Consider the following 21,205-nt stretch of genomic DNA (forward strand, 5'->3'; position numbering starts at 1 on the left):
TTCCCATACCGAACACGGAAGTTAAGCTCTCTAGCGCCGATGGTAGTTGGGACCTTGTCCCTGTGAGAGTAGGACGTTGCCAAGCAACTAAAACACGAGTCAAATGACTCGTGTTTTTTTGTGTTTTATTTTATAATCCATAGTAATAAAAAAATGTGTTTAAAGTATTAATATTTTGATTAAATACAGGAGAATGTGGCTAGGATAGTGAATAAGCAAAAGAGTTGCAAATTTTATTAATACGTATATAATTAAAGTCAAAGATAGTCAAAGTCAATAAAGGTGGCGGATAAATGAGAAATATATCTGATATCATTGAGCAATATCTAAAGCAAGTTATTGACTTAAGCAATAATAATGTGATTGAAATTAAGAGAAATGAGATTGCGGATCGGTTCGAGTGCGTACCATCTCAAATCAATTATGTAATCAATACCCGTTTTACGTTAGAAAGAGGATTTGTAGTAGAAAGTAAACGTGGTGGAGGAGGTTACATTCGCATTATAAAAGTCAAACTGCATGACGATATAGACATTATTGATCAAATGCTTCATATGATTGATCATAGTGTTGCGCAAGGGAATGCAGAAAGCATGATTATACGTTTAATAGAAGAGGGAATCATAACAAATCGTGAAGCGAAACTGATGTTAAGCGTAATAGATCGTTCTGTATTATCAATGGATGTTCCTTCTCGAGATGAACTTAGGGCTCGAATATTATGCGCAATGTTAAGAACACTGAAATATAAATAAATATAGCTTTTGTAAAAGAATGATGACTAAGATAAAGCAGTTAAATGTTGTGGAAGTTTTGAAAAAGAACATGCACTTTTATTTAAACGGATTCAGGAAAGCGAACAATCTAGTAATGTATGAAAAGTATCATGAGATAGAGCGTTCCTGTTGTAAAGGTGGGGATAGTGATGACTTGTCAAAACTGTAATATAAGACCAGCGACTTTACATTATACAAAAGTAATTAACGAGAAGAAGGCGGAAGTTCATCTTTGTGAGCAATGTGCAGAGCAAAGTGGCTATACGTCTTTCTTTCAATCATCGCAGTCTAACTTTTCATTTCATGATTTATTTGCTGGTTTATTACACGGTGAATCAACAATGTTTGAAGAAGGAAAAAATGGATTTTCAAATGCAAATATAGTAAGATGTCCAGATTGTAAGATGACATATGAACAATTTACAAAAGTGGGACGTTTTGGCTGTTCTTCTTGCTACGATACATTTAAGGAGCATTTAAAGCCACTATTAAAACGTCTTCATGGTGGGCATACAGATCATTGTGGAAAAATTCCGGAACGTATAGAAGGAAATATCCACTTAAAGAAAGAATTAGATGAACTAAAACTCATTCTGAAACAATGCGTACAGAAAGAGGAATTTGAGAAAGCTGCAGAGGTAAGGGATAAGATTCGAGGTCTTGAAATACATCTTAGTGAGCATAGAGAGGGGGAATAGTTCTATGTCACTGGACAAAATTATGAATGAAGCGATTAGTCCATGGATGAAGGGGGATGGCCCTGATTCTGATATTGTTTTAAGTAGTCGAATTCGTTTGGCTCGTAATTTTAAACAATATCAATTTTCTACTATGCAAAACGAAGAAGAAGCTAAACAGATTCATGAATTATTTAAAAAGAAATTTATAAATAAAGCAGTAGGGTCCTTTGGGGAGTTTGGACTATTAAAGATGAATGAATTAACCCCTCTTCAAAGGAGAGTTTTAGTCGAAAAGCATTTAATTAGTCCAAATCTTGCAGGGACAGAATATGGAGCATGTCTACTATCAGAAAGTGAACATATTAGTGTTATGCTTAATGAAGAAGACCATATTCGGATTCAGTGCCTGTTTTCAGGATTACAGTTATCAGAGGCGCTTCAAAGCGCCAATCAAATAGATAATTGGATTGAGAAAGAAGTTGAATACGCTTTTGATGAATCACTTGGATATATTACAAGCTGTCCTACTAATGTTGGCACAGGGTTAAGAGCTTCTGTGATGATTCATTTACCGGGACTGGTTTTAACAAAAAGAATTAGCCGTATTATACAAGTAATTCAAAAATTAGGGTTAGTAGTAAGAGGAATATACGGTGAAGGTAGCGAAGCGTTAGGTAATATATTTCAAGTGTCAAATCAAATGACGCTAGGAAAGTCTGAAGAAGATATTATTGCAGATTTAAAAGGTGTCATTCAACAAATTATACAGCAAGAAAAAATGGCTAGAGAATTAATTGTACAAAATTCAAGTATTGAACTTGAAGATAAGGTTTATCGTTCTTACGGCATACTAGCAAACAGTCGTTTAATTCAATCTGCAGAAGCTGCTAATTGCTTATCAGATGTACGACTTGGTATTGATCTAGGATATATAAAAGGTATATCGAGAAATATTTTGACGGAGTTAATGGTTCTTACTCAACCGGGCATTTTACAACAATACGCAGGAGGACCTTTAGGGCCAGAAGAAAGAGATTATCGAAGATCAACCTTAATCCGTGAGCGATTACGTATTGAAAAAAACTAAGCGCAAGTAGGAGGCGATTTCTATGATGTTTGGAAGATTTACAGAAAGAGCACAGAAAGTATTAGCTTTATCTCAAGAGGAAGCAATTCGTATTGGGCATAATAATATTGGAACAGAACATATTTTACTTGGGCTTGTACGCGAAGGTGAAGGAATTGCAGCAAAAGCGTTAATTGCTCTTGGATTAAGTCCAGAGAAAGTTCAAAAAGAAGTAGAAGCGTTAATTGGGCGTGGAACAGAAGCTTCTCAAACTGTACATTATACACCTCGTGCTAAAAAGGTTATTGAATTATCTATGGATGAAGCGCGTAAGCTAGGCCATTCTTACGTTGGAACAGAACACATTTTACTCGGTTTAATCCGTGAAGGTGAAGGTGTAGCGGCACGTGTTTTAAATAATTTAGGTGTAAGTTTAAATAAAGCGAGACAACAAGTGTTACAACTTCTTGGAAGTAATGAAGCTAGTTCAGGTCATCAAGGTGGTTCAGCAACAAATGCAAATACACCGACACTTGACAGTTTAGCAAGGGACTTAACAGTTGTTGCACGTGAAAATCGCTTAGACCCTGTTATTGGACGTGGTAAAGAAATTCAACGTGTAATTGAGGTGTTAAGCCGTAGAACGAAAAACAACCCAGTATTAATCGGTGAGCCTGGTGTAGGTAAAACGGCAATTGCAGAAGGATTAGCACAGCAAATTGTAAATAATGAAGTTCCTGAAACTTTAAGAGATAAGCGTGTTATGACACTAGACATGGGTACAGTAGTAGCTGGAACGAAATATCGCGGTGAATTTGAAGACCGTTTAAAGAAAGTGATGGATGAAATTCGCCAAGCAGGCAATATTATTCTATTTATTGATGAGCTTCATACATTAATTGGTGCAGGTGGAGCAGAAGGTGCAATCGATGCATCGAATATTTTAAAACCATCTTTAGCACGAGGAGAGTTACAATGTATTGGGGCGACAACTTTAGATGAGTATCGCAAATATATTGAAAAAGACGCGGCTTTAGAAAGACGTTTTCAACCAATTCATGTTGATGAGCCAAGTTTAGAAGAATCGATTCAAATCTTGAAAGGTTTACGTGACCGTTATGAGGCGCATCACCGTGTATCTATTACAGATGACGCTATTGATGCAGCTGTAAAACTTTCAGATCGTTATATTACAGATCGCTTTTTACCGGATAAAGCAATTGATTTAATTGATGAAGCTGCTTCAAAAGTTCGCTTACGTTCTTATACAACACCACCAAACTTAAAAGAGCTTGAAGTGAAGCTTGAGGAGATTCGAAAAGAAAAAGATGCGGCTGTACAAAGTCAAGAATTTGAAAAGGCTGCATCTTTACGTGATATGGAACAACGCTTACGAGAGAAGTTAGAAGATACAAAACGTCAATGGAAAGAGCAACAAGGAAAAGAAAATTCAGAGGTTACGGTAGAAGATATTGCAAATGTCGTTTCTACATGGACGCGTATCCCAGTTTCTAAACTTGCACAAACAGAGACTGATAAATTATTAAACTTAGAATCCATTCTTCATGATCGTTTAATTGGTCAAGATGAAGCGGTAGTAGCTGTAGCAAAAGCTGTTCGTCGTGCGAGAGCAGGATTAAAAGATCCGAAGCGCCCAATTGGTTCATTTATTTTCTTAGGGCCAACAGGTGTAGGTAAAACAGAACTTGCAAGAGCACTAGCAGAATCTATGTTCGGTGATGAAGATGCAATGATTCGCATCGATATGTCAGAGTACATGGAGAAGCATTCTACTTCCCGTTTAGTTGGTTCTCCTCCAGGATATGTTGGATATGAAGAAGGTGGACAATTAACAGAGAAAGTTCGTCGCAAGCCATATTCAGTTGTCTTATTAGATGAGGTAGAGAAAGCTCATCCGGATGTGTTTAATATTTTACTACAAGTATTAGAAGATGGTCGTTTAACCGATTCTAAAGGACGTACAGTAGATTTCCGTAATACAATTGTTATTATGACATCTAACGTTGGGGCAGATGCATTAAAACGTAATAAGTATCTTGGATTTAACGTACAAGATGAGAGCCGCGATTATTCGGATATGAAAGGTAAAGTAATGGATGAACTGAAAAAAGCATTTCGTCCAGAATTCTTAAACCGTATCGATGAAATTATCGTATTCCATATGCTTGAGAAAAAACATATTCAAGAAATTGTAACTCTTATGGTAAATCAGTTAGTGAATCGCTTAAAAGAACAAGAAATCGAATTGCAATTAACAGAAGGGGCAATTTCTGCTATTGCTGATAAAGGATTTGATCGTGAGTACGGTGCTCGTCCGCTTCGTAGGGCAATTCAGAAGCATGTAGAAGATAGACTATCTGAAGAACTTTTAAAAGGTGCTATTGAGAAAGGACAAAAAGTTATCTTTGATGTAGAAGGAGAATCATTTGTCATTCATAGTGCGGAAAAGGTAAAATAAGTATAGACAAACAAAGAGGGCTACGCGATAGCCCTCTTTCTTGTACGAGAAGGATAAACGTTTATAGACGAAAGTGAAGTGAACTATAAAAAGGTATGGCTAAAAAGAAAACGAAATTTATATGTCAAGAATGTGGTTATCAGTCACCGAAATATATGGGTAAATGTCCCGGATGTGGTCAATGGAATACACTTGTTGAAGAGATGGAACCAGTTGTATCATCAAGGCGCCTTAATTACGCGAATGCAATTCAAACGGAAGTAACAAAACCAAGACGTCTTACTGAAGTAGAAACAAAGTCTGAGGCACGTATTGAAACGGAATTTCAAGAGTTTAACCGTGTGCTTGGTGGCGGAATTGTAGATGGGTCCTTAGTACTTATTGGTGGAGACCCTGGGATTGGAAAATCAACATTACTATTACAGATTTCATCGCAATTAGCAGATTCTTCATATGATGTATTATACATATCGGGTGAGGAGTCGGCAAAGCAGATTAAACTTCGTGCAGATCGTTTGCATGTAAAGGGTAGCAATCTATTTGTTGTAGCAGAGACAGACCTGCAGCGTATTGCAGCACATATTGAAGAAATGAATCCAGCTTTTGTTGTTATTGATTCTATTCAAACGATACATTTACCTGAAGTGACGTCAGCACCAGGAAGTGTGGCACAAGTACGTGAATGTACAGCGGAATTAATGAAACTTGCAAAAACAAAAGGAATCCCTATTTTCATCGTCGGGCATGTGACAAAAGAAGGAGCAATTGCAGGACCTCGTATGTTAGAACATATGGTCGATGCAGTTCTCTACTTTGAGGGAGATCGACACCATACGTATCGTATTTTACGAGCTGTGAAGAACCGTTTTGGTTCCACGAATGAAATGGGTATCTTTGAAATGAAAGAGCTTGGTCTTGCGGAAGTTTTAAATCCTTCTGAAATCTTCCTTGAGGAAAGGCCGGTTGGTGTTGCAGGGTCAACAGTAGTTGCTTCAATGGAAGGAACAAGACCGGTTTTAGTAGAAATACAAGCTTTAATCTCCCCTACTAGTTTTGGAAATCCTCGAAGAATGGCGACGGGAATTGATCATAACCGTGTTTCGCTTATTATGGCAGTATTAGAAAAAAGAACAGGCTTACTATTGCAAAATCAAGATGCATATTTAAAAGTAGCTGGTGGTTTGAAATTAGATGAACCGGCAATTGATTTAGCAGTGGCTTTAAGTATAGCCTCAAGTTTTAGGGATAAATCTACGGCACCAACCGATGCAGTAATAGGAGAAGTAGGATTAACTGGAGAAATAAGAAGAGTATCAAGAATCGAACAACGTGTACAAGAAGCGGCTAAATTAGGATTTCAACGTGTTATTATTCCTAGAAAAAACTTAGGTGGATGGACAATTCCAGATGGGATTGAGGTTGTAGGTGTTTCTAATTTAGGAGAAGCGCTTCGTTTGACATTAGGAGGCTAGGCTATGGAAGAAAATAAGCAACGTGTCAAAAGTATGATTAATATTTTACAGCTCGTGGCCCCAGGGACACCACTGCGCGAAGGGATAGATAATGTACTTCGCGCACAAACAGGGGGACTAATTGTTCTTGGATATAATGAGCAGATTAAAAGTATTGTTGATGGCGGTTTTCACATTAATTGTGCATTCTCTCCTGCTAGTTTATATGAATTAGCAAAAATGGACGGGGCACTTATTTTAAATGAAACGGGAAGTAAAATTTTAATAGCAAATGCACAGTTAGTTCCAGAGGCATCTATTGATTCTATTGAAACAGGCATGCGTCACCGAACAGCAGAACGTGTAGCGAAGCAGACTGGTAGCCTTGTTGTAGCTATTTCACAAAGACGTAACGTAATTACGCTATATCAAGGGAACTTACGTTATACACTAAAAGATATAGGGGTTATTTTAACAAAGGCAAATCAAGCTATTCAAACGTTAGAAAAATATAAGGCTGTATGGAATGATGGTATTACGAATTTGGGCATTCTAGAATTTGAAGAGGTCGTTACAATGTCCGAGGTCGTTCACGTTTTACATAGTGTTGAAATGGTACTGCGTATTAAAAATGAAATATTGAGCTATATTCATGAGCTAGGAACAGAAGGTAGGTTAATCCGTTTACAACTTACAGAACTACTAGCTGATTTAGAGGCAGAGGCAGCATTATTAATCAAAGATTATCACCAAGAAAAAACACAAGACCATCATCAAATTTTGAAAAAGTTGCAGGACCTTGCAAATACACAACTTTTAGAGGATAGTGATTTAGTTAAATTACTTGGCTACCCAGGGCAAACGAGTTTGGAAGAAAGTGTGACGCCAAGGGGATATCGAATCACAAGCAAAATCTCTCGTGTTCCGCCACTTATCATTGAAAATTTAATTAATCGATTCAAAACGTTGCAAGGTGTTTGTCGCGCGACTATTCATGAATTGGATGATGTGGAAGGAATTGGAGAAGTAAGGGCGAAGAAAATACGAGAAGGCTTAAAAAGAATTCAAGAGCATCTCTATATGAGTAGACACAATTAAGAATATTACATTGATTCCATAATATAACGACACTAGAACATTTTTGGTATATGATATGATATATTGGTAAATAAAACTATTTATAAAAAAACACGTCCGCTTTTGCATTCGGCGTTTTGATTAGCGAAACAATGGTTAATAATGAGTAGGAGGTGGTTGGATGTTAAAACGGATCGTACAGCTCTTCTTTCTAGTAATCGGGGGAGCGTTAGGGATTTACTTAATCCCAAAAGTTATTAATGTATTAGACATCGGTGCTGTTCCTTTATTGGAAGGATCGTATGTTCGTGCAATTATTGGTGCAATTATTTTATTTTTAACAACATTTTGGCTTGTAGATTATATTGTTCAACTTATTAAGCATATTGAAGAGGCTCTTGTAAAGGCGCCTGTAGCAGATGTTTTATTTGGTACATTAGGGTTAATCTCTGGTCTCATTGTTGCATATTTAATTTTAATACCAATTCGTGAATTTACAATTCCGGTTATTAGCACAGTATTGCAAGTGTTCTTTACTCTTTTACTTGGATATTTAGGATTCCAAGTAGGATTTAAAAAGAGGAATGAATTGCTAGGATTATTTACATTACCCCAACGCGGAGGTAAGAAGAAAAACAATAGTGAGAACGAAGAGATAGAGGTAGAAAAATCTACGGCTCATTGGAAAATTCTCGATACGAGTGTAATTATTGATGGACGTATTGCTGATATTTGCCAAACGAAGTTTTTAGAAGGAACAATTGTAATTCCACAATTCGTATTAGAAGAGCTTCAGCATATTGCCGACTCCTCCGATGCTTTAAAGCGTAATCGTGGTCGCAGAGGACTAGACATTTTAAATCGTATTCAAAAAGAGATGCCGATTCCGGTAGAAATTTATGAAGGCGATTTCGAGGATATCCAAGAGGTGGATAGTAAACTTGTAAAGTTAGCTAAAATCACCGGTGGAACTGTAGTAACGAATGATTTTAACTTAAATAAAGTTTCTGAACTACAAGGAGTAACGGTGTTAAACATTAATGATTTAGCTAATGCAATTAAACCAGTTGTACTCCCTGGCGAAGAATTAAGTGTTTATGTTGTGAAAGATGGTAAAGAGCAAAACCAAGGTGTTGCGTACTTAGATGATGGTACGATGATTGTAGTAGAAGATGGTAGAGAGTATGTAGGTTCGCAACTTAATGTACTAGTTACTAGCGTATTACAAACATCGGCTGGTCGTATGATTTTCGCAAAACGTAAATTATTAGAAAAAGCATTATAGGTAGAGGATTATTAATATGTATACATTAATTATTCCGGCAGCCGGTCAAGGAAAGCGGATGGGTGCTGGCAAAAATAAGTTGTTCTTACTTATAAATGAAGTACCGATTATCGTGCATACATTACGTGCTTTTGAAAGAGATAAGGCGTGCAAAAGTATTGTTATGGCAATTAACGAAGAGGAACGCCCGTATTTTGAAGAATTAATGCAGAAGTATCCGATTGAAAAACAGGTGCAATTTATTCAAGGCGGGGCTGAAAGACAAGATAGTGTATATAACGCGATTCAGCATGCAAGTGATGTGGAATACGTTCTTGTGCATGACGGAGCGCGCCCATTCGTAACGAATAAAGTGATTCAAGATGTATTAACAGCAGCAGAAAAATATGGAGCTTCCATTTGTGCAGTGCCAGTAAAGGATACAGTGAAGAAAGTAGAGCAAGGTGTTGTTGTCGAAACGGTAGAACGATCTCAGCTTAAGGCTGTACAAACACCGCAAGGGTTCTCTGTTTCGCTTTTGTTAGAAGCTCATAGAAGTGCAAAACAGAGCTGTTTTCTTGGTACAGATGATGCAAGTCTCGTAGAACGCATTGGTAAGCAAGTAGGTGTAGTAGAGGGGAGTTACTATAATATTAAAGTGACGACTCCAGAGGATTTACTAATTGCTGAAAGTTTCCTTCATGTTCAGAAAAAATAGCCGTGATGGTGTATAACAAAGGAAAGCTCGGCAATAGCCGGGCTTTTCTTTGTAAGGATATCGATATAATATAGAGTCATAAAGCTCAGTGGTTTAGCTCAAGGAGGATGTAAAGAATGTTTCGAATTGGACAAGGTTTTGATGTACATGAATTTGCGGAAGGTAGACCGTTAATTATCGGCGGAATTACAATTCCTCATGAGAAGGGATTAATCGGTCACTCAGATGCGGATGTATTGTTACATACGATTGCTGACGCATGTCTAGGAGCAATTGCAGCAGGAGATATTGGAAAGCATTTTCCTGATACTGATCCTGCCTTTAAAGATGCAGATTCAGCTATATTACTACAAAAGGTTTGGGAATTTGTACGCGAACAAGGTTACGAGCTAGGAAATCTAGATTGTACAATTATTGCTCAAAAGCCAAAAATGGCACCGCATATTGAAAGTATGCGTAAACGTATTAGTGAACTGTTAGAAACGTCTATAGATAACATTAATGTAAAGGCAACAACAACAGAAAAATTAGGATTTACAGGTAGAGAAGAAGGAATTGCTTCTCAAGCAGTGGTATTATTACAGAAAAAATAATGGTTTTTAATTCGTAAGATGGATAATCACATTTTTTTGTTGTACAATTATAGAATGTGTTGACATTAAGAATGGAAGGTGTACCAATTATGGAAAAGCAAGTGAGAGTGCGCTATGCGCCAAGTCCAACAGGACACTTACATATCGGAAATGCGCGTACGGCATTATTTAATTATTTATTTGCTCGTCATCAAGATGGTAAGTTTATTATTCGTATTGAAGATACTGATGTAAAACGTAATGTTGCAGGTGGAGAAGAAAGCCAATTAAAATACTTGAAATGGCTCGGTATGGACTGGGATGAAGGTGTTGATGTTGGTGGTGAATTCGGACCATATCGTCAAACAGAGCGTTTAGATATTTATAAAAAATTATATCTAGATTTATTAGAGCGTGGTTTAGCTTACAAATGTTATATGACAGAAGAAGAGCTGGAAGCAGAGCGTGAAGGACAAATTTCTCGTGGTGAAACACCTCGTTATGCAGGTAACCATCGTGATTTAACTGAAGAACAAATGAAAGAATTTGAAGCTGAGGGACGTATTCCAAGTATTCGTTTCCGTGTACCAGCTGATCGTGATTACACATTCAAAGACATCGTAAAAGATGAAGTTGCATTCCATTCAAATGATTTCGGTGATTTTGTTATCGTGAAAAAAGATGGAATTCCAACTTATAACTTTGCGGTAGCAGTAGATGATCACTTAATGGAGATTACACATGTGCTTCGTGGCGATGATCATATTTCAAATACGCCAAAACAAATGATGATTTATGAAGCTTTCGGTTGGGACATCCCACAATTCGGTCATATGACCCTAATTGTTAACGAAAGCCGTAAAAAGTTAAGTAAACGTGATGAATCTATTATTCAATTTATTGAGCAATATAAAGAGCTAGGATATCTTCCAGAAGCAATCTTTAACTTTATTGCACTACTAGGTTGGTCGCCTGTAGGAGAAGAAGAAATCTTCTCTAAAGATGAGTTTATCAAAATGTTCGATGCAGCTCGTTTATCAAAATCACCTGCATTATTTGATTCTCAAAAATTAAAATGGATGAACAACCAGTATATGAAAAAGCAAGATTTAGATACGGTTGTAGAGTTAAGTTTACCGCATTTAGTGAAAGCTGGACGTGTGGGCGAAACTTTAAGTGAACAAGAACAAGCTTGGATTCGTGATGTAATTGCTTTATATCATGACCAAATGAGTTTCGGAGCTGAAATCGTAGAGCTTTCTGAAATGTTCTTTAAAGATCATGTTGATTATGAAGAAGAAGGACAAGAAGTGTTAAATGGTGAACAGGTACCTGAAGTACTTCGTGCATTTGCTGGTCAAATAGAAGCTCTAGAAGCGATGGAGCCTGCAGCGATTAAGGCAGCTATTAAAGCAGTTCAAAAGGAAACAGGGCATAAAGGTAAAAACTTATTTATGCCAATCCGTGTTGCTACTACTGGTCAAACACATGGTCCAGAGCTTCCTAATGCGATTGCACTTCTTGGGAAAGAAAAAGTTTTAAATCGTCTTCAAAAAGTAATTGGTTAACATTTTCTAGGTTTAGAAATATAATAAGTATACTTAAAATCTAATAAGGAAAAGCGACGAGAAGGAGAAGTAGAAAATCAGGCTTTTTACAGAGAGAACCACCTTTAGGCTGGAAGTGGTTTATAAGCGGATTTTTGAAATGCCCCTTCGAGTCTTCTGCTGAACAACGAATTGTTTCGTGAAATGTCTTAGGGCGTAAAGTAAGCAGAAGCGGTGTACACCGTTATCATGGATGAGTTTGAGGCTTTTTTATTAGCCTAAACAGAGTGGAACCGCGCTTAAAAGGCGTCTCTGTCAATATGACAGAGGCGTCTTTTTTTATACCGTAAAAGTGGGTATAAGTATAAGTTTGATCTCCTTGTATAAAGATTTAGAGGATAAGTGGGGAGTTAAGGGAGTTAGTTCACTCGAAAAAGCAGCCCATAAAGGGGAGGGGACATCGATGTTTAAGAGGCTTCGGGAAGATATTGAAGTCGTTTTTGAACAGGATCCAGCGGCACGAAGTTATTTCGAAGTCATTTTGACTTACTCTGGATTACATGCAGTTTGGGCCCATCGAATTGCACATGCTTTTTATAAAAAGAATTTCTTTTTTATTGCACGTTGGATTTCACAAGTTAGTCGGTTTTTTACTGGCATTGAGATTCATCCAGGAGCAACAATTGGTCGTCATTTTTTCATTGACCATGGAATGGGGGTTGTAATTGGAGAAACGTGTGAGATTGGTGATAATGTAACAATTTATCAAGGTGTTACATTAGGTGGTACGGGAAAAGAAAAGGGAAAGAGGCACCCTACAATTCAGGATAATGTATTAATTGCAACAGGTGCTAAAGTACTAGGCTCAATTACTGTTGGAGAGAATTCTAAAATTGGAGCAGGATCCGTTGTATTAAAAGAAGTCCCTGCGCATTCTACAGTTGTAGGTATACCTGGCCGAGTCGTTATTCAAAATGGAGTGAAGATTGGTCAAGAGTTAAATCATTCCGATCTTCCGGATCCGATTTTTGATAAATTAAAGGTTATGGAAGCAGAGCTTGATAAATTGAAAAAGCAACTTGAAGTAAAGGTAGAAAGGAAGGATAAAAATGACTATTCACATTTATAATACGCTAACACGTCAAAAGGAAGAGTTTATTCCATTAGAAGAAAATAAGGTAAAGATGTATGTTTGCGGTCCTACAGTATATAACTACATCCATATTGGGAATGCGAGACCTCCTATGGTGTTCGATACAGTACGCCGTTATTTAGAACACAAAGGGTACGAAGTGCAGTATGTATCTAACTTTACTGACGTAGATGATAAATTAATTAAAGCAGCAAATGAATTAGGTGAAGATGTACCGACAATTGCTGACCGTTTCGTTGAAGCATATTTTGAAGATGTAACCGCACTAGGTTGCAAACATGCAACAGTTCATCCGCGTGTAACAGAAAATATGGATATTATTATTGAATTTATTCAAGAACTTGTGAATAAAGGGTATGCATATGAATCAGAAGGTGATGTGTACTTTAGAACGAAAGAATTCGAAGGTTACGGTAAATTATCGCATCAGCCAATTGCTGATTTACGTCATGGTGCACGTATTGAAGTAGGAGAAAAGAAACAAGACCCTCTTGACTTTGCTTTATGGAAAGCTGCAAAAGAGGGAGAAATCTTCTGGGAAAGCCCTTGGGGGAAAGGACGTCCAGGGTGGCATATTGAATGCTCAGCGATGGCACGTAAGTACTTAGGGGATACAATTGACATTCATGCTGGTGGTCAAGACTTAGCATTTCCTCATCATGAAAATGAAATTGCGCAGTCCGAGGCGTTGACTGGAAAAACATTTGCACGTTACTGGATGCATAATGGATATATTAATATTGATAATGAGAAGATGTCTAAGTCACTTGGAAACTTCATTTTAGTTCACGATATCATTAAGCAATATGATCCACAGTTAATTAGATTCTTTATGCTATCAGTACATTACCGTCATCCAATTAACTTTAGTGAAGAGTTATTACAAAGTACGAATAACGGGCTAGAAAGAATTAAAACAGCTTACGGTAACTTAAAGCATCGTATGGAAAGTAGCGCGAATTTAACAGATCATAATGAGAAATGGTTAGCTGAGATGGAAAAATTCCAGGCTGCATTTGAAGAAGCAATGGATGATGACTTCAATACTGCTAATGCGATTACTGAATTATATAATGTAGCAAATCACGCAAATCAATATTTATTAGAAGAACATACTTCTAAAGTTGTAATTGAAGCATACGTGAAACAACTTGAAACATTATTCGATATTTTAGGATTAGAATTAGCAAAAGAAGAATTGCTTGATGAGGAAATTGAGGCGCTTATCCAAAAGCGTATTGAAGCTCGTAAAAATCGTGATTTCGCATTATCTGATCAAATTCGCGATGATTTAAAAGAACGTAATATTATTTTAGAAGATACCGCACAAGGTACAAGATGGAAAAGAGGATAAGAATGATTGATGCAAAGCAATTAAACAGCTTAGCGTTAGCATATATGGGTGATGCGGTATATGAACAATATATCCGCTATCACCTCCTTCAAAAAGGAAAGGTTCGTCCTAATCAATTACATCGCTTAGGGACGAGCTTTGTTTCGGCAAAAGCACAGGCGAAAGTTGTTTATCATTTATTAGAGACGTCATTTTTGACAGAGGAAGAAGAGGCGGTATTAAGAAGAGGGCGTAATGCAAATTCAGGTACCGTTCCGAAAAATACGGATGTACAAACATATCGACATAGTACAGCCTTTGAAGCGCTAATTGGTTATCATCACTTATTAAATAATCGTGAAAGATTAGACGAAATTGTATATAAGGCAATTGCAGTTTTAGAAGAAAAGGAAGGGGGCACATCATCATGAGTAGTGAATATATTATCGGACGTAACCCTGTAATTGAAGCGTTACGATCAGGGAGAGATATTAATAAAATTTGGATCGCGGAAGGTGCTGCCAAAGGGCAAGTGCAGATTGTACTAGCATTAGCGAAAGAAAATAAGATTATTTTACAACATGCACCAAAGAAGAAGTTAGATCAATTAGTTGAGGGTAATCATCAAGGTGTAATTGCTCAAGTAGCTGCATACCAGTATGCTGAATTAGAAGATTTATTCAAAGTAGCAGAAAAACGTAATGAAGATCCATTCTTCTTAATCTTAGATGAAATTGAAGATCCGCATAACCTAGGTTCTATTATGCGTACTGCTGATGCCACAGGAGCTCATGGGGTTATTATTCCGAAAAGAAGGGCTGTAGGACTTACAGCATCAGTTGCAAAAGCATCAACAGGAGCAATTGAATATATTCCAGTTGCGCGCGTAACAAACTTATCTCGCACAATTGATGAATTGAAGGAACGCGGACTTTGGATTGCTGGTACAGATGCCAAAGGAAAAACGGATTACCGTAATTTAGATGGTAAAATGCCGATTGGATTAGTAATTGGTAGTGAAGGAAAAGGTATGAGTCGTATTATTGGTGAAAAGTGTGATTTCTTAATTACTTTACCGATGGTTGGTAAAGTTACATCCTTAAATGCTTCAGTAGCCGCAAGTTTGTTAATGTATGAGGTATATCGTAAACGTCACGAAATTGGTAAATAAAAAATGAACGATATTTTAATCGTTGACGGTTACAACATTATCGGAGCTTGGGGAGACTTGAAAAAACTACGGGATGTAGATTTGCAATCATCAAGAGACGCGCTTATTGATAAGATGGCGGATTATCAAGGATATACAGGAACGAAAGTAATGATAGTCTTTGATGCCTATACAGTCCACGGTATTGAAAAAAAGATGAAACAATCGCGGGTGGAAGTAATATTCACGCGCAAAAATCAAACTGCGGACGAAAAGATAGAGAAACTTGCGATTGAGCTTAGAAATATAAATACACAAATATATGTTGCGACTTCTGATTATACGGAACAATGGGTTATATTTGCGCAAGGTGCCCTTCGGAAATCTGCGCGTGAATTAGAGTTAGAAGTACAAGCGATGGAACAACAAGTAAGAAGACGTACAAAAGACACGAAAGAAAAGCAACCTGCCATGCGAAAGATATTTAGTGAGGATATTACAGAAAAATTAGAAAAATTAAGAAGAGGAGAGCGTTGAAGCATTGACGCTCTTTGTCTTTTTACTGTATAATATTGCTAAATAAATAGCGGTCGGAGGGATCAAGGTGGAAGCAGGCTTCGTAAGTGTAGGCGACGTTACATTTCGTGATTTAGAGGATGAGGCAATCGTTGAGTTAGTTCGAAAAGGTAATACTGACGCTCTAGAATATTTAATTCATAAATATAAGAACTTTGTTCGCGCGAAATCAAGATCTTATTTCTTAGTGGGTGCCGATCGAGAAGATATTGTTCAAGAAGGTATGATTGGATTGTTTAAAGCAATTCGTGATTATAAAGAGGACAAGCTGTCTTCGTTCAAAGCATTTGCTGAACTGTGTATTACTCGACAAATTATTACCGCTATTAAAACAGCAACAAGACAAAAACATATTCCTTTAAATTCGTATGTGTCTTTAGATAAGCCGATTTACGATGAGGAATCTGATCGAACGTTATTGGATGTTATTTCCGAAGCGAAGGTGACTGATCCTGAAGAGATGATCATTAGTCAAGAAGAATATACCGACATAGAGTCTAAAATATCTGAATTATTAAGCGATTTAGAAAGGAAAGTACTTTCTTTATACTTAGATGGTCGCTCTTATCAAGAGATTTCGGAACAGTTAAACAGACATGTGAAATCTATTGATAACGCTTTACAGCGGGTGAAGAGGAAATTGGAACGATATATGGAAATGAGAGAGAGTACAACTTTAAATTCATAGAAAGTAACGCAGGTGTAAATTAATTCACCTGTTTTCTTTTTGTAACGAGAGTGGGAGTCATGACATTGACATTGTCTTTTGTTGTATGATACATTTTTAGGGACATAATGTTACAAGGCTGGTGTAACTAATGAGGAAAAAAGTTGTACTCTCATGTGAAGAGTGTAAAAATCGAAACTACTCTACGATGAAAGATACGAGCTCAGTAGAGCGACTTGAGATAAAGAAGTTTTGTAAAACATGCAATAAGCATACAGTTCACAAGGAAACAAAATAAATAATACACTGGAGGTCCCGCAGATGCGTTTAACGAACTTTTTCGGCGATGTAGGTCGCGAAATGAAAAAAGTAAGTTGGCCTAAAAAAGATGAATTACTCCGCTCAACAGCGACTGTTATCGCTACAGTTGTGTTCTTTGCGATTTTCTTCGCAGTAGTTGATATGGGCATTTCTTCTTTAATTCGGTTAATTCTTGGTTAATTCTTGAATAAGAAGCACTTATCCATGATATAATGTTATTTATAAGAACTGTGTAAAAGCCCGGTGAACGGGTTTTTTCATTTGCGCAAAAAAATGTACGTCAGGGAGGGAAGGACGCTCGTCCTAAATGAATGGAAAAAAGTTGGTATGTTGTCCATACTTATTCTGGATATGAAAATAAAGTAAAGGCAAACCTAGAGAAACGTGTAGAATCAATGGGTATGCAAGATAAAATTTTCCGTGTTGTTGTCCCGGAAGAAGTAGAAGTAGAAATGAAAAATGGTAAAGAAAAAATAATGAAAAGAAAAGTGTTCCCAGGTTACGTGTTAGTGGAACTAATCATGACTGATGACTCTTGGTATGTTGTTCGTAATACACCGGGTGTAACAGGTTTTGTTGGTTCTTCAGGTTCTGGATCTAAACCATCTCCTCTATTAGAAGAGGAAGTTGTTACCATTATGAAGCATATGGGAATGGACAATGAAGTGGTTGATTTCGACTTTGAACTTCATGAGACAGTACGTGTAAATGAGGGACCATTCGCAGATTATACAGGTGCTATTGAAGAAATTGATGTGGAGAAGAAGAAAGTTAGTGTGCTTGTAGATATGTTTGGTCGCGAGACTCCAGTTGAACTTGACTTCCATCAAATTGAAAAATTATAAAATGAAACTTGAAATGAATTGTAAAAAGTGATAATATCTTTTAAGTCAGTACGTCTTCGTTATCGGAGACGTTTTTTGAAAGATTTTATCGTTACAGATAAAATATGACGTGGGAGGGCAAATCACTGTCCAATTGACCACATCACGGACTTAAGGAGGTGTGTCTCGTGGCTAAAAAGGTAATTAAAATGGTAAAGCTTCAAATTCCTGCAGGTAAAGCTAACCCAGCTCCACCAGTTGGTCCAGCATTAGGACAAGCAGGTGTTAACATCATGGGCTTCTGTAAAGAGTTTAACGCTCGTACAGCAGATCAAGCTGGTCTTATCATCCCTGTTGAAATTACGGTATTTGAGGACCGTTCATTCACTTTCATTACTAAAACTCCTCCTGCTGCTGTTCTTCTTAAGAAAGTAGCTGGTATTGAGTCTGGTTCTGGTGAACCAAACCGTAATAAAGTGGCAACTGTTAAGCGTGATAAAGTACGCGAAATCGCTGAAACTAAAATGCCTGACCTAAACGCTGCTAGCGTAGAAGCTGCAATGCGTATGGTTGAAGGTACTGCACGCAGTATGGGCATCGTTATCGAAGACTAATTCGATTTGTTTTTAAAAAAGGTTGCGGGTCTGGAATTCCAATTCGCAACCTTTATTATCGTAAATGATTATCGTTTTTTAAAATAAAAGGATGGCGCGCATCCTCAGGTTATCCCTGGAAAAAAAGCGTAAACGTGGGAGGTTATTCCGCTAAAACCACATTCGAGGAGGAAATAAAAATGGCTAAAAGAGGTAAAAAGTACGTAGAAGCTGCGAAGCTTGTTGATCGTGCAACTGCTTACTCTGCAACAGAAGCAGTAGAATTAGTAAAGAAAACAAACACAGCTAAATTTGATGCAACTGTAGAAGCTGCATTCCGTTTAGGTGTTGACCCTAAGAAAGCTGACCAACAAATTCGTGGCGCAGTTGTTCTTCCACACGGTACTGGTAAAGTACAACGTGTATTAGTATTCGCTAAAGGCGAAAAAGCAAAAGAAGCTGAAGCTGCTGGCGCTGAATTCGTAGGCGATGCTGATTACATCGGTAAAATCCAACAAGGTTGGTTCGATTTCGATGTAGTAGTAGCAACTCCTGACATGATGGGTGAAGTTGGTAAACTTGGTCGCGTATTAGGACCTAAAGGTTTAATGCCAAACCCTAAAACTGGAACAGTTACTTTCGATGTAACTAAAGCTGTTAACGAAATCAAAGCTGGTAAAGTTGAATACCGCGTTGATAAAGCTGGTAACATCCACGTTCCAATCGGTAAAGTATCTTTCGAAGATGCTAAACTAGTAGAAAACTTCAAAACAATTGCTGACACGCTACAAAAAGCTAAGCCAGCTGCTGCAAAAGGTACTTACATGAAGAATGCAACTGTTGCTTCTACAATGGGACCTGGCGTACGCGTAGACGTTTCTACACTTGCGTAAAAATTGGAAGTTGACTTCATAAAGAAGTTTTAATATAATCATTTATGTTGTGAATTTAAATAGTGTACCGTAGACAGTAGGTGTCATTCGACTTAATTTCCTACCTAGGTGTTAATATACGAAGCGGAATCTTTTTTCTGTGACTATATGCCTCCATGTCTACAAGTTGGGCATGGAGGTTTTTAGTGCACTTTCGGTACATCTTCTATATAATCTACAGGAGGTGTAATAACATGAGCAAAGTAATCGAAACTAAACAACAAGTTGTAACTGAAATCGCGGACAAACTTCGCGCTAGTAAATCTACAATCGTTGTTGACTACCGTGGTTTAACAGTTTCTGAAGCAACAGAATTACGTAAGCAATTACGTGAAGCTGGCGTTGAGTTCAAAGTTTACAAAAACTCTTTAACTCGTCGTGCTGCAGAGTCTGCTGAAATGGCTGAGTTAAACGAATTCTTAACAGGACCAAACGCAATCGCGTTCAGTAACGAGGATGTAGTTGCTCCTGCGAAAGTATTAAACGACTTCGCTACAAAACATGAAGCTTTAGAAATTAAAGCGGGCGTAATCGAAGGTAAACTTGTAACACTTGATGAGGTTAAAGCTATCGCTACTCTTCCATCACGTGAAGGCTTACTTTCTATGCTTCTTAGCGTTCTTCAAGCTCCAATCCGTAATCTTGCACTTGCTACTAAAGCAGTTGCAGAACAAAAGGAAGAGCAAGGCGCTTAATTTTTTAAAAGATAATTACTTGTTATCTATAAAACAATACAAACCTATTTAAGGGAGGATATTTACAATGACTAAAGAACAAATCATTGAAGCAGTTAAATCTATGACTGTATTAGAACTTAACGACTTAGTAAAAGCTATCGAGGAAGAATTCGGCGTAACTGCTGCTGCTCCTGTAGCTGTAGCTGGTGGCGCTGGTGAAGCTGCTGCTGAGAAAACTGAATTTGACGTAGTACTTGCAAGTGCTGGCGCTCAAAAAATCAAAGTTATCAAAGCTGTACGTGAAATCACTGGTCTTGGCTTAAAAGAAGCTAAAGAATTAGTTGACAACACTCCAAAAGCAATCAAAGAAGGCGTTTCTAAAGAGGAAGCTGAAGAAATGAAAGCTAAACTTGAAGAAGTTGGCGCTGCTGTAGAAGTTAAGTAATTAACTTTTGATGCTTTAAAAAGCTCGCTCTCATGCGAGCTTTTTTTTTAACTGTAAAGAAAAGAGGTGGCCATATGGCAGACCATTATTTTTCTAACGACCCTTCTAGTAAGAGTGATCGTAAACGATGGGAATTTACGCTTCGTGAATCTCGATTTACTTTTTTATCTGACCATGGGGTGTTCTCGAAAAACGAAGTGGACTTTGGTTCTCGTCTTTTAATTGAAGCGTTTCAAATGCCAGATGTTAAAGGTAATGTGTTAGACGTAGGGTGTGGGTACGGTCCAATCGGTTTGTCGTTAGCGAAAGAGTTTCAAGATCGTGAAATTCACATGGTGGATGTGAATGAAAGGGCCTTGGGGCTTGCAAAAGAAAATGCCGCTAATAACAAAATTGAAAATGTACGTATTTTGCAAAGTAGTGTCTATGAAAATGTAGATGGCAAGTATGCTGTTATTCTATCTAATCCTCCAATTCGTGCTGGTAAAGATATCGTGCATGAGATTTTAGAAAAAGCTGTAGAGTATTTAGTTTCAGGTGGAGAATTGTGGATTGTTATTCAAAAGAAACAAGGTGCACCATCTGCACTAAAAAAACTAGAAGAAGTATTTTCTGAAGTTGAAGTTGTAGAAAAGAAAAAAGGATATTATATCATAAAATCAAAAAAGCGTTGACGGTTATTTTTGGCTATGTTAACATTATACAATGCCAATATATGATTTTCTGCGTTGAGAAAAGATGTATATTTTTGTTTCTCTTGGAAAAGATAGTAAAATCAGCAGATTATGAAACAGAATGATGGTTTTCTTAAAGAAGCCATTTTTCTTTTTGAGCAGGTAGAAAGACTCAACGTATCTATCTTTAAGAGAAAAAAACTACGCTAATAGCAGTAGTTGTATTTATT

Annotated in this window: 24 protein-coding genes, 1 rRNA gene and 2 other annotated features; all 25 genes read left to right on the forward strand. The window is 37.3% G+C overall.

Going from position 1 to position 21,205, the window contains the following annotated elements; genetic code table 11:
- Positions 1-85 (forward strand): 5S ribosomal RNA (rrf, locus tag JDS95_RS32220); the annotation flags it as partial.
- A 208-nt stretch (positions 86-293) separates the two neighbouring features.
- Positions 294-755: a transcriptional regulator CtsR gene (gene ctsR / locus JDS95_RS25590; RefSeq protein WP_001244560.1), complete on the forward strand. Its 462-nt coding sequence runs from the start codon at positions 294-296 to the stop codon at positions 753-755.
- A 170-nt stretch (positions 756-925) separates the two neighbouring features.
- A complete protein-coding gene (locus tag JDS95_RS25595) occupies positions 926-1,474 on the forward strand; it encodes a protein-arginine kinase activator protein McsA (RefSeq protein WP_000128388.1) in 549 nt (182 codons plus the stop codon).
- A gap of 4 nt (positions 1,475-1,478) precedes the next feature.
- Positions 1,479-2,543 carry a protein-arginine kinase McsB gene (locus tag JDS95_RS25600; RefSeq protein WP_000050835.1) on the forward strand — a complete coding sequence of 355 codons (1,065 nt, stop codon included), beginning with the start codon at positions 1,479-1,481 and terminating at the stop codon, positions 2,541-2,543.
- A gap of 22 nt (positions 2,544-2,565) precedes the next feature.
- On the forward strand, positions 2,566-5,001 hold the full coding sequence (clpC, locus tag JDS95_RS25605) for an ATP-dependent protease ATP-binding subunit ClpC (RefSeq protein WP_000971171.1): 2,436 nt from the start codon (positions 2,566-2,568) through the stop codon (positions 4,999-5,001).
- A 95-nt stretch (positions 5,002-5,096) separates the two neighbouring features.
- Positions 5,097-6,473 (forward strand): DNA repair protein RadA, encoded by a 1,377-nt coding sequence (radA, locus tag JDS95_RS25610; protein WP_001085199.1) that lies wholly within the window; start codon positions 5,097-5,099, stop codon positions 6,471-6,473.
- Between the two features lie 3 nt (positions 6,474-6,476).
- A complete protein-coding gene (disA, locus tag JDS95_RS25615) occupies positions 6,477-7,550 on the forward strand; it encodes a DNA integrity scanning diadenylate cyclase DisA (RefSeq protein WP_000392164.1) in 1,074 nt (357 codons plus the stop codon).
- Between the two features lie 160 nt (positions 7,551-7,710).
- Entirely contained in the window at positions 7,711-8,814 is a 1,104-nt protein-coding gene (locus JDS95_RS25620; RefSeq protein WP_000919680.1) for a PIN/TRAM domain-containing protein, read from the forward strand.
- A 16-nt stretch (positions 8,815-8,830) separates the two neighbouring features.
- A complete protein-coding gene (gene ispD, locus JDS95_RS25625; protein WP_000288308.1) occupies positions 8,831-9,511 on the forward strand; it encodes a 2-C-methyl-D-erythritol 4-phosphate cytidylyltransferase in 681 nt (226 codons plus the stop codon).
- Between the two features lie 116 nt (positions 9,512-9,627).
- Positions 9,628-10,104 (forward strand): 2-C-methyl-D-erythritol 2,4-cyclodiphosphate synthase, encoded by a 477-nt coding sequence (ispF, locus tag JDS95_RS25630; protein ID WP_000488380.1) that lies wholly within the window; start codon positions 9,628-9,630, stop codon positions 10,102-10,104.
- 89 nt (positions 10,105-10,193) lie between these two features.
- Positions 10,194-11,651, forward strand: a complete 1,458-nt coding sequence (gene gltX, locus JDS95_RS25635; protein WP_000415160.1) for a glutamate--tRNA ligase — start codon at positions 10,194-10,196, stop codon at positions 11,649-11,651.
- Positions 11,652-11,698: 47 nt separating this feature from the next.
- Positions 11,699-11,947 (forward strand) — a binding site (T-box leader).
- 146 nt (positions 11,948-12,093) lie between these two features.
- Complete coding sequence (cysE, locus tag JDS95_RS25640; protein WP_000476498.1) at positions 12,094-12,759, forward strand: serine O-acetyltransferase; 666 nt, start codon at positions 12,094-12,096, stop codon at positions 12,757-12,759.
- Positions 12,740-14,137: a cysteine--tRNA ligase gene (cysS, locus tag JDS95_RS25645; RefSeq protein ID WP_085451245.1), complete on the forward strand. Its 1,398-nt coding sequence runs from the start codon at positions 12,740-12,742 to the stop codon at positions 14,135-14,137. Before cysE ends, cysS begins: the two co-directional genes overlap by 20 nt.
- A 2-nt stretch (positions 14,138-14,139) precedes the next feature.
- Positions 14,140-14,547 (forward strand): Mini-ribonuclease 3, encoded by a 408-nt coding sequence (locus tag JDS95_RS25650; protein ID WP_000564265.1) that lies wholly within the window; start codon positions 14,140-14,142, stop codon positions 14,545-14,547.
- A complete protein-coding gene (gene rlmB, locus JDS95_RS25655) occupies positions 14,544-15,287 on the forward strand; it encodes a 23S rRNA (guanosine(2251)-2'-O)-methyltransferase RlmB (protein WP_000093761.1) in 744 nt (247 codons plus the stop codon). Before JDS95_RS25650 ends, rlmB begins: the two co-directional genes overlap by 4 nt.
- A 3-nt stretch (positions 15,288-15,290) precedes the next feature.
- Positions 15,291-15,803, forward strand: a complete 513-nt coding sequence (locus JDS95_RS25660; protein WP_000997879.1) for an NYN domain-containing protein — start codon at positions 15,291-15,293, stop codon at positions 15,801-15,803.
- Positions 15,804-15,870: 67 nt separating this feature from the next.
- Positions 15,871-16,530, forward strand: a complete 660-nt coding sequence (locus tag JDS95_RS25665) for an RNA polymerase factor sigma-70 (RefSeq protein ID WP_000387198.1) — start codon at positions 15,871-15,873, stop codon at positions 16,528-16,530.
- A gap of 130 nt (positions 16,531-16,660) precedes the next feature.
- The gene (gene rpmG / locus JDS95_RS25670; protein WP_012260172.1) at positions 16,661-16,807 is read left to right on the forward strand and encodes a 50S ribosomal protein L33; all 147 of its coding nucleotides are present in this window, start codon (positions 16,661-16,663) and stop codon (positions 16,805-16,807) included.
- A gap of 23 nt (positions 16,808-16,830) precedes the next feature.
- Positions 16,831-17,010 (forward strand): preprotein translocase subunit SecE, encoded by a 180-nt coding sequence (gene secE / locus JDS95_RS25675; RefSeq protein WP_001241321.1) that lies wholly within the window; start codon positions 16,831-16,833, stop codon positions 17,008-17,010.
- A 131-nt stretch (positions 17,011-17,141) separates the two neighbouring features.
- On the forward strand, positions 17,142-17,675 hold the full coding sequence (gene nusG, locus JDS95_RS25680) for a transcription termination/antitermination protein NusG (RefSeq protein WP_000415793.1): 534 nt from the start codon (positions 17,142-17,144) through the stop codon (positions 17,673-17,675).
- 167 nt (positions 17,676-17,842) lie between these two features.
- Entirely contained in the window at positions 17,843-18,268 is a 426-nt protein-coding gene (rplK, locus tag JDS95_RS25685; protein ID WP_001085872.1) for a 50S ribosomal protein L11, read from the forward strand.
- A 179-nt stretch (positions 18,269-18,447) separates the two neighbouring features.
- Positions 18,448-19,140: a 50S ribosomal protein L1 gene (rplA, locus tag JDS95_RS25690; protein ID WP_002093855.1), complete on the forward strand. Its 693-nt coding sequence runs from the start codon at positions 18,448-18,450 to the stop codon at positions 19,138-19,140.
- Positions 19,141-19,189: 49 nt separating this feature from the next.
- Positions 19,190-19,334, forward strand: a sequence feature (ribosomal protein L10 leader region).
- A gap of 39 nt (positions 19,335-19,373) precedes the next feature.
- Complete coding sequence (gene rplJ, locus JDS95_RS25695) at positions 19,374-19,874, forward strand: 50S ribosomal protein L10 (RefSeq protein WP_000048718.1); 501 nt, start codon at positions 19,374-19,376, stop codon at positions 19,872-19,874.
- Positions 19,875-19,941: 67 nt separating this feature from the next.
- Positions 19,942-20,301: a 50S ribosomal protein L7/L12 gene (gene rplL, locus JDS95_RS25700; protein ID WP_000159737.1), complete on the forward strand. Its 360-nt coding sequence runs from the start codon at positions 19,942-19,944 to the stop codon at positions 20,299-20,301.
- A 74-nt stretch (positions 20,302-20,375) separates the two neighbouring features.
- A complete protein-coding gene (locus JDS95_RS25705) occupies positions 20,376-20,975 on the forward strand; it encodes a class I SAM-dependent methyltransferase (RefSeq protein WP_000763276.1) in 600 nt (199 codons plus the stop codon).
- The last annotated feature ends 230 nt before the right edge of the window (positions 20,976-21,205 follow it).

Origin of the sequence: Bacillus cereus group sp. N24 (assembly GCF_016483345.1) — a bacterium.
Lineage (GTDB): Bacteria > Bacillota > Bacilli > Bacillales > Bacillaceae_G > Bacillus_A > Bacillus_A toyonensis.

Excerpts from the sequence above, each read along its gene's own strand:
- ctsR (WP_001244560.1), top strand. The coding sequence starts at position 294 with ATGAGAAATATATCTGATATCATTGAGCAATATCTAAAGCAAGTTATT.
- JDS95_RS25595 (WP_000128388.1), top strand. The coding sequence starts at position 926 with ATGACTTGTCAAAACTGTAATATAAGACCAGCGACTTTACATTATACA.
- JDS95_RS25600 (WP_000050835.1), top strand. The coding sequence starts at position 1,479 with ATGTCACTGGACAAAATTATGAATGAAGCGATTAGTCCATGGATGAAG.
- clpC (WP_000971171.1), top strand. The coding sequence starts at position 2,566 with ATGATGTTTGGAAGATTTACAGAAAGAGCACAGAAAGTATTAGCTTTA.
- radA (WP_001085199.1), top strand. The coding sequence starts at position 5,097 with ATGGCTAAAAAGAAAACGAAATTTATATGTCAAGAATGTGGTTATCAG.
- disA (WP_000392164.1), top strand. The coding sequence starts at position 6,477 with ATGGAAGAAAATAAGCAACGTGTCAAAAGTATGATTAATATTTTACAG.
- JDS95_RS25620 (WP_000919680.1), top strand. The coding sequence starts at position 7,711 with ATGTTAAAACGGATCGTACAGCTCTTCTTTCTAGTAATCGGGGGAGCG.
- ispD (WP_000288308.1), top strand. The coding sequence starts at position 8,831 with ATGTATACATTAATTATTCCGGCAGCCGGTCAAGGAAAGCGGATGGGT.
- ispF (WP_000488380.1), top strand. The coding sequence starts at position 9,628 with ATGTTTCGAATTGGACAAGGTTTTGATGTACATGAATTTGCGGAAGGT.
- gltX (WP_000415160.1), top strand. The coding sequence starts at position 10,194 with ATGGAAAAGCAAGTGAGAGTGCGCTATGCGCCAAGTCCAACAGGACAC.
- cysE (WP_000476498.1), top strand. The coding sequence starts at position 12,094 with ATGTTTAAGAGGCTTCGGGAAGATATTGAAGTCGTTTTTGAACAGGAT.
- cysS (WP_085451245.1), top strand. The coding sequence starts at position 12,740 with ATGACTATTCACATTTATAATACGCTAACACGTCAAAAGGAAGAGTTT.
- JDS95_RS25650 (WP_000564265.1), top strand. The coding sequence starts at position 14,140 with ATGATTGATGCAAAGCAATTAAACAGCTTAGCGTTAGCATATATGGGT.
- rlmB (WP_000093761.1), top strand. The coding sequence starts at position 14,544 with ATGAGTAGTGAATATATTATCGGACGTAACCCTGTAATTGAAGCGTTA.
- JDS95_RS25660 (WP_000997879.1), top strand. The coding sequence starts at position 15,291 with ATGAACGATATTTTAATCGTTGACGGTTACAACATTATCGGAGCTTGG.
- rpmG (WP_012260172.1), top strand. The coding sequence starts at position 16,661 with ATGAGGAAAAAAGTTGTACTCTCATGTGAAGAGTGTAAAAATCGAAAC.
- secE (WP_001241321.1), top strand. The coding sequence starts at position 16,831 with ATGCGTTTAACGAACTTTTTCGGCGATGTAGGTCGCGAAATGAAAAAA.
- nusG (WP_000415793.1), top strand. The coding sequence starts at position 17,142 with ATGGAAAAAAGTTGGTATGTTGTCCATACTTATTCTGGATATGAAAAT.
- rplA (WP_002093855.1), top strand. The coding sequence starts at position 18,448 with ATGGCTAAAAGAGGTAAAAAGTACGTAGAAGCTGCGAAGCTTGTTGAT.
- rplJ (WP_000048718.1), top strand. The coding sequence starts at position 19,374 with ATGAGCAAAGTAATCGAAACTAAACAACAAGTTGTAACTGAAATCGCG.
- rplL (WP_000159737.1), top strand. The coding sequence starts at position 19,942 with ATGACTAAAGAACAAATCATTGAAGCAGTTAAATCTATGACTGTATTA.
- JDS95_RS25705 (WP_000763276.1), top strand. The coding sequence starts at position 20,376 with ATGGCAGACCATTATTTTTCTAACGACCCTTCTAGTAAGAGTGATCGT.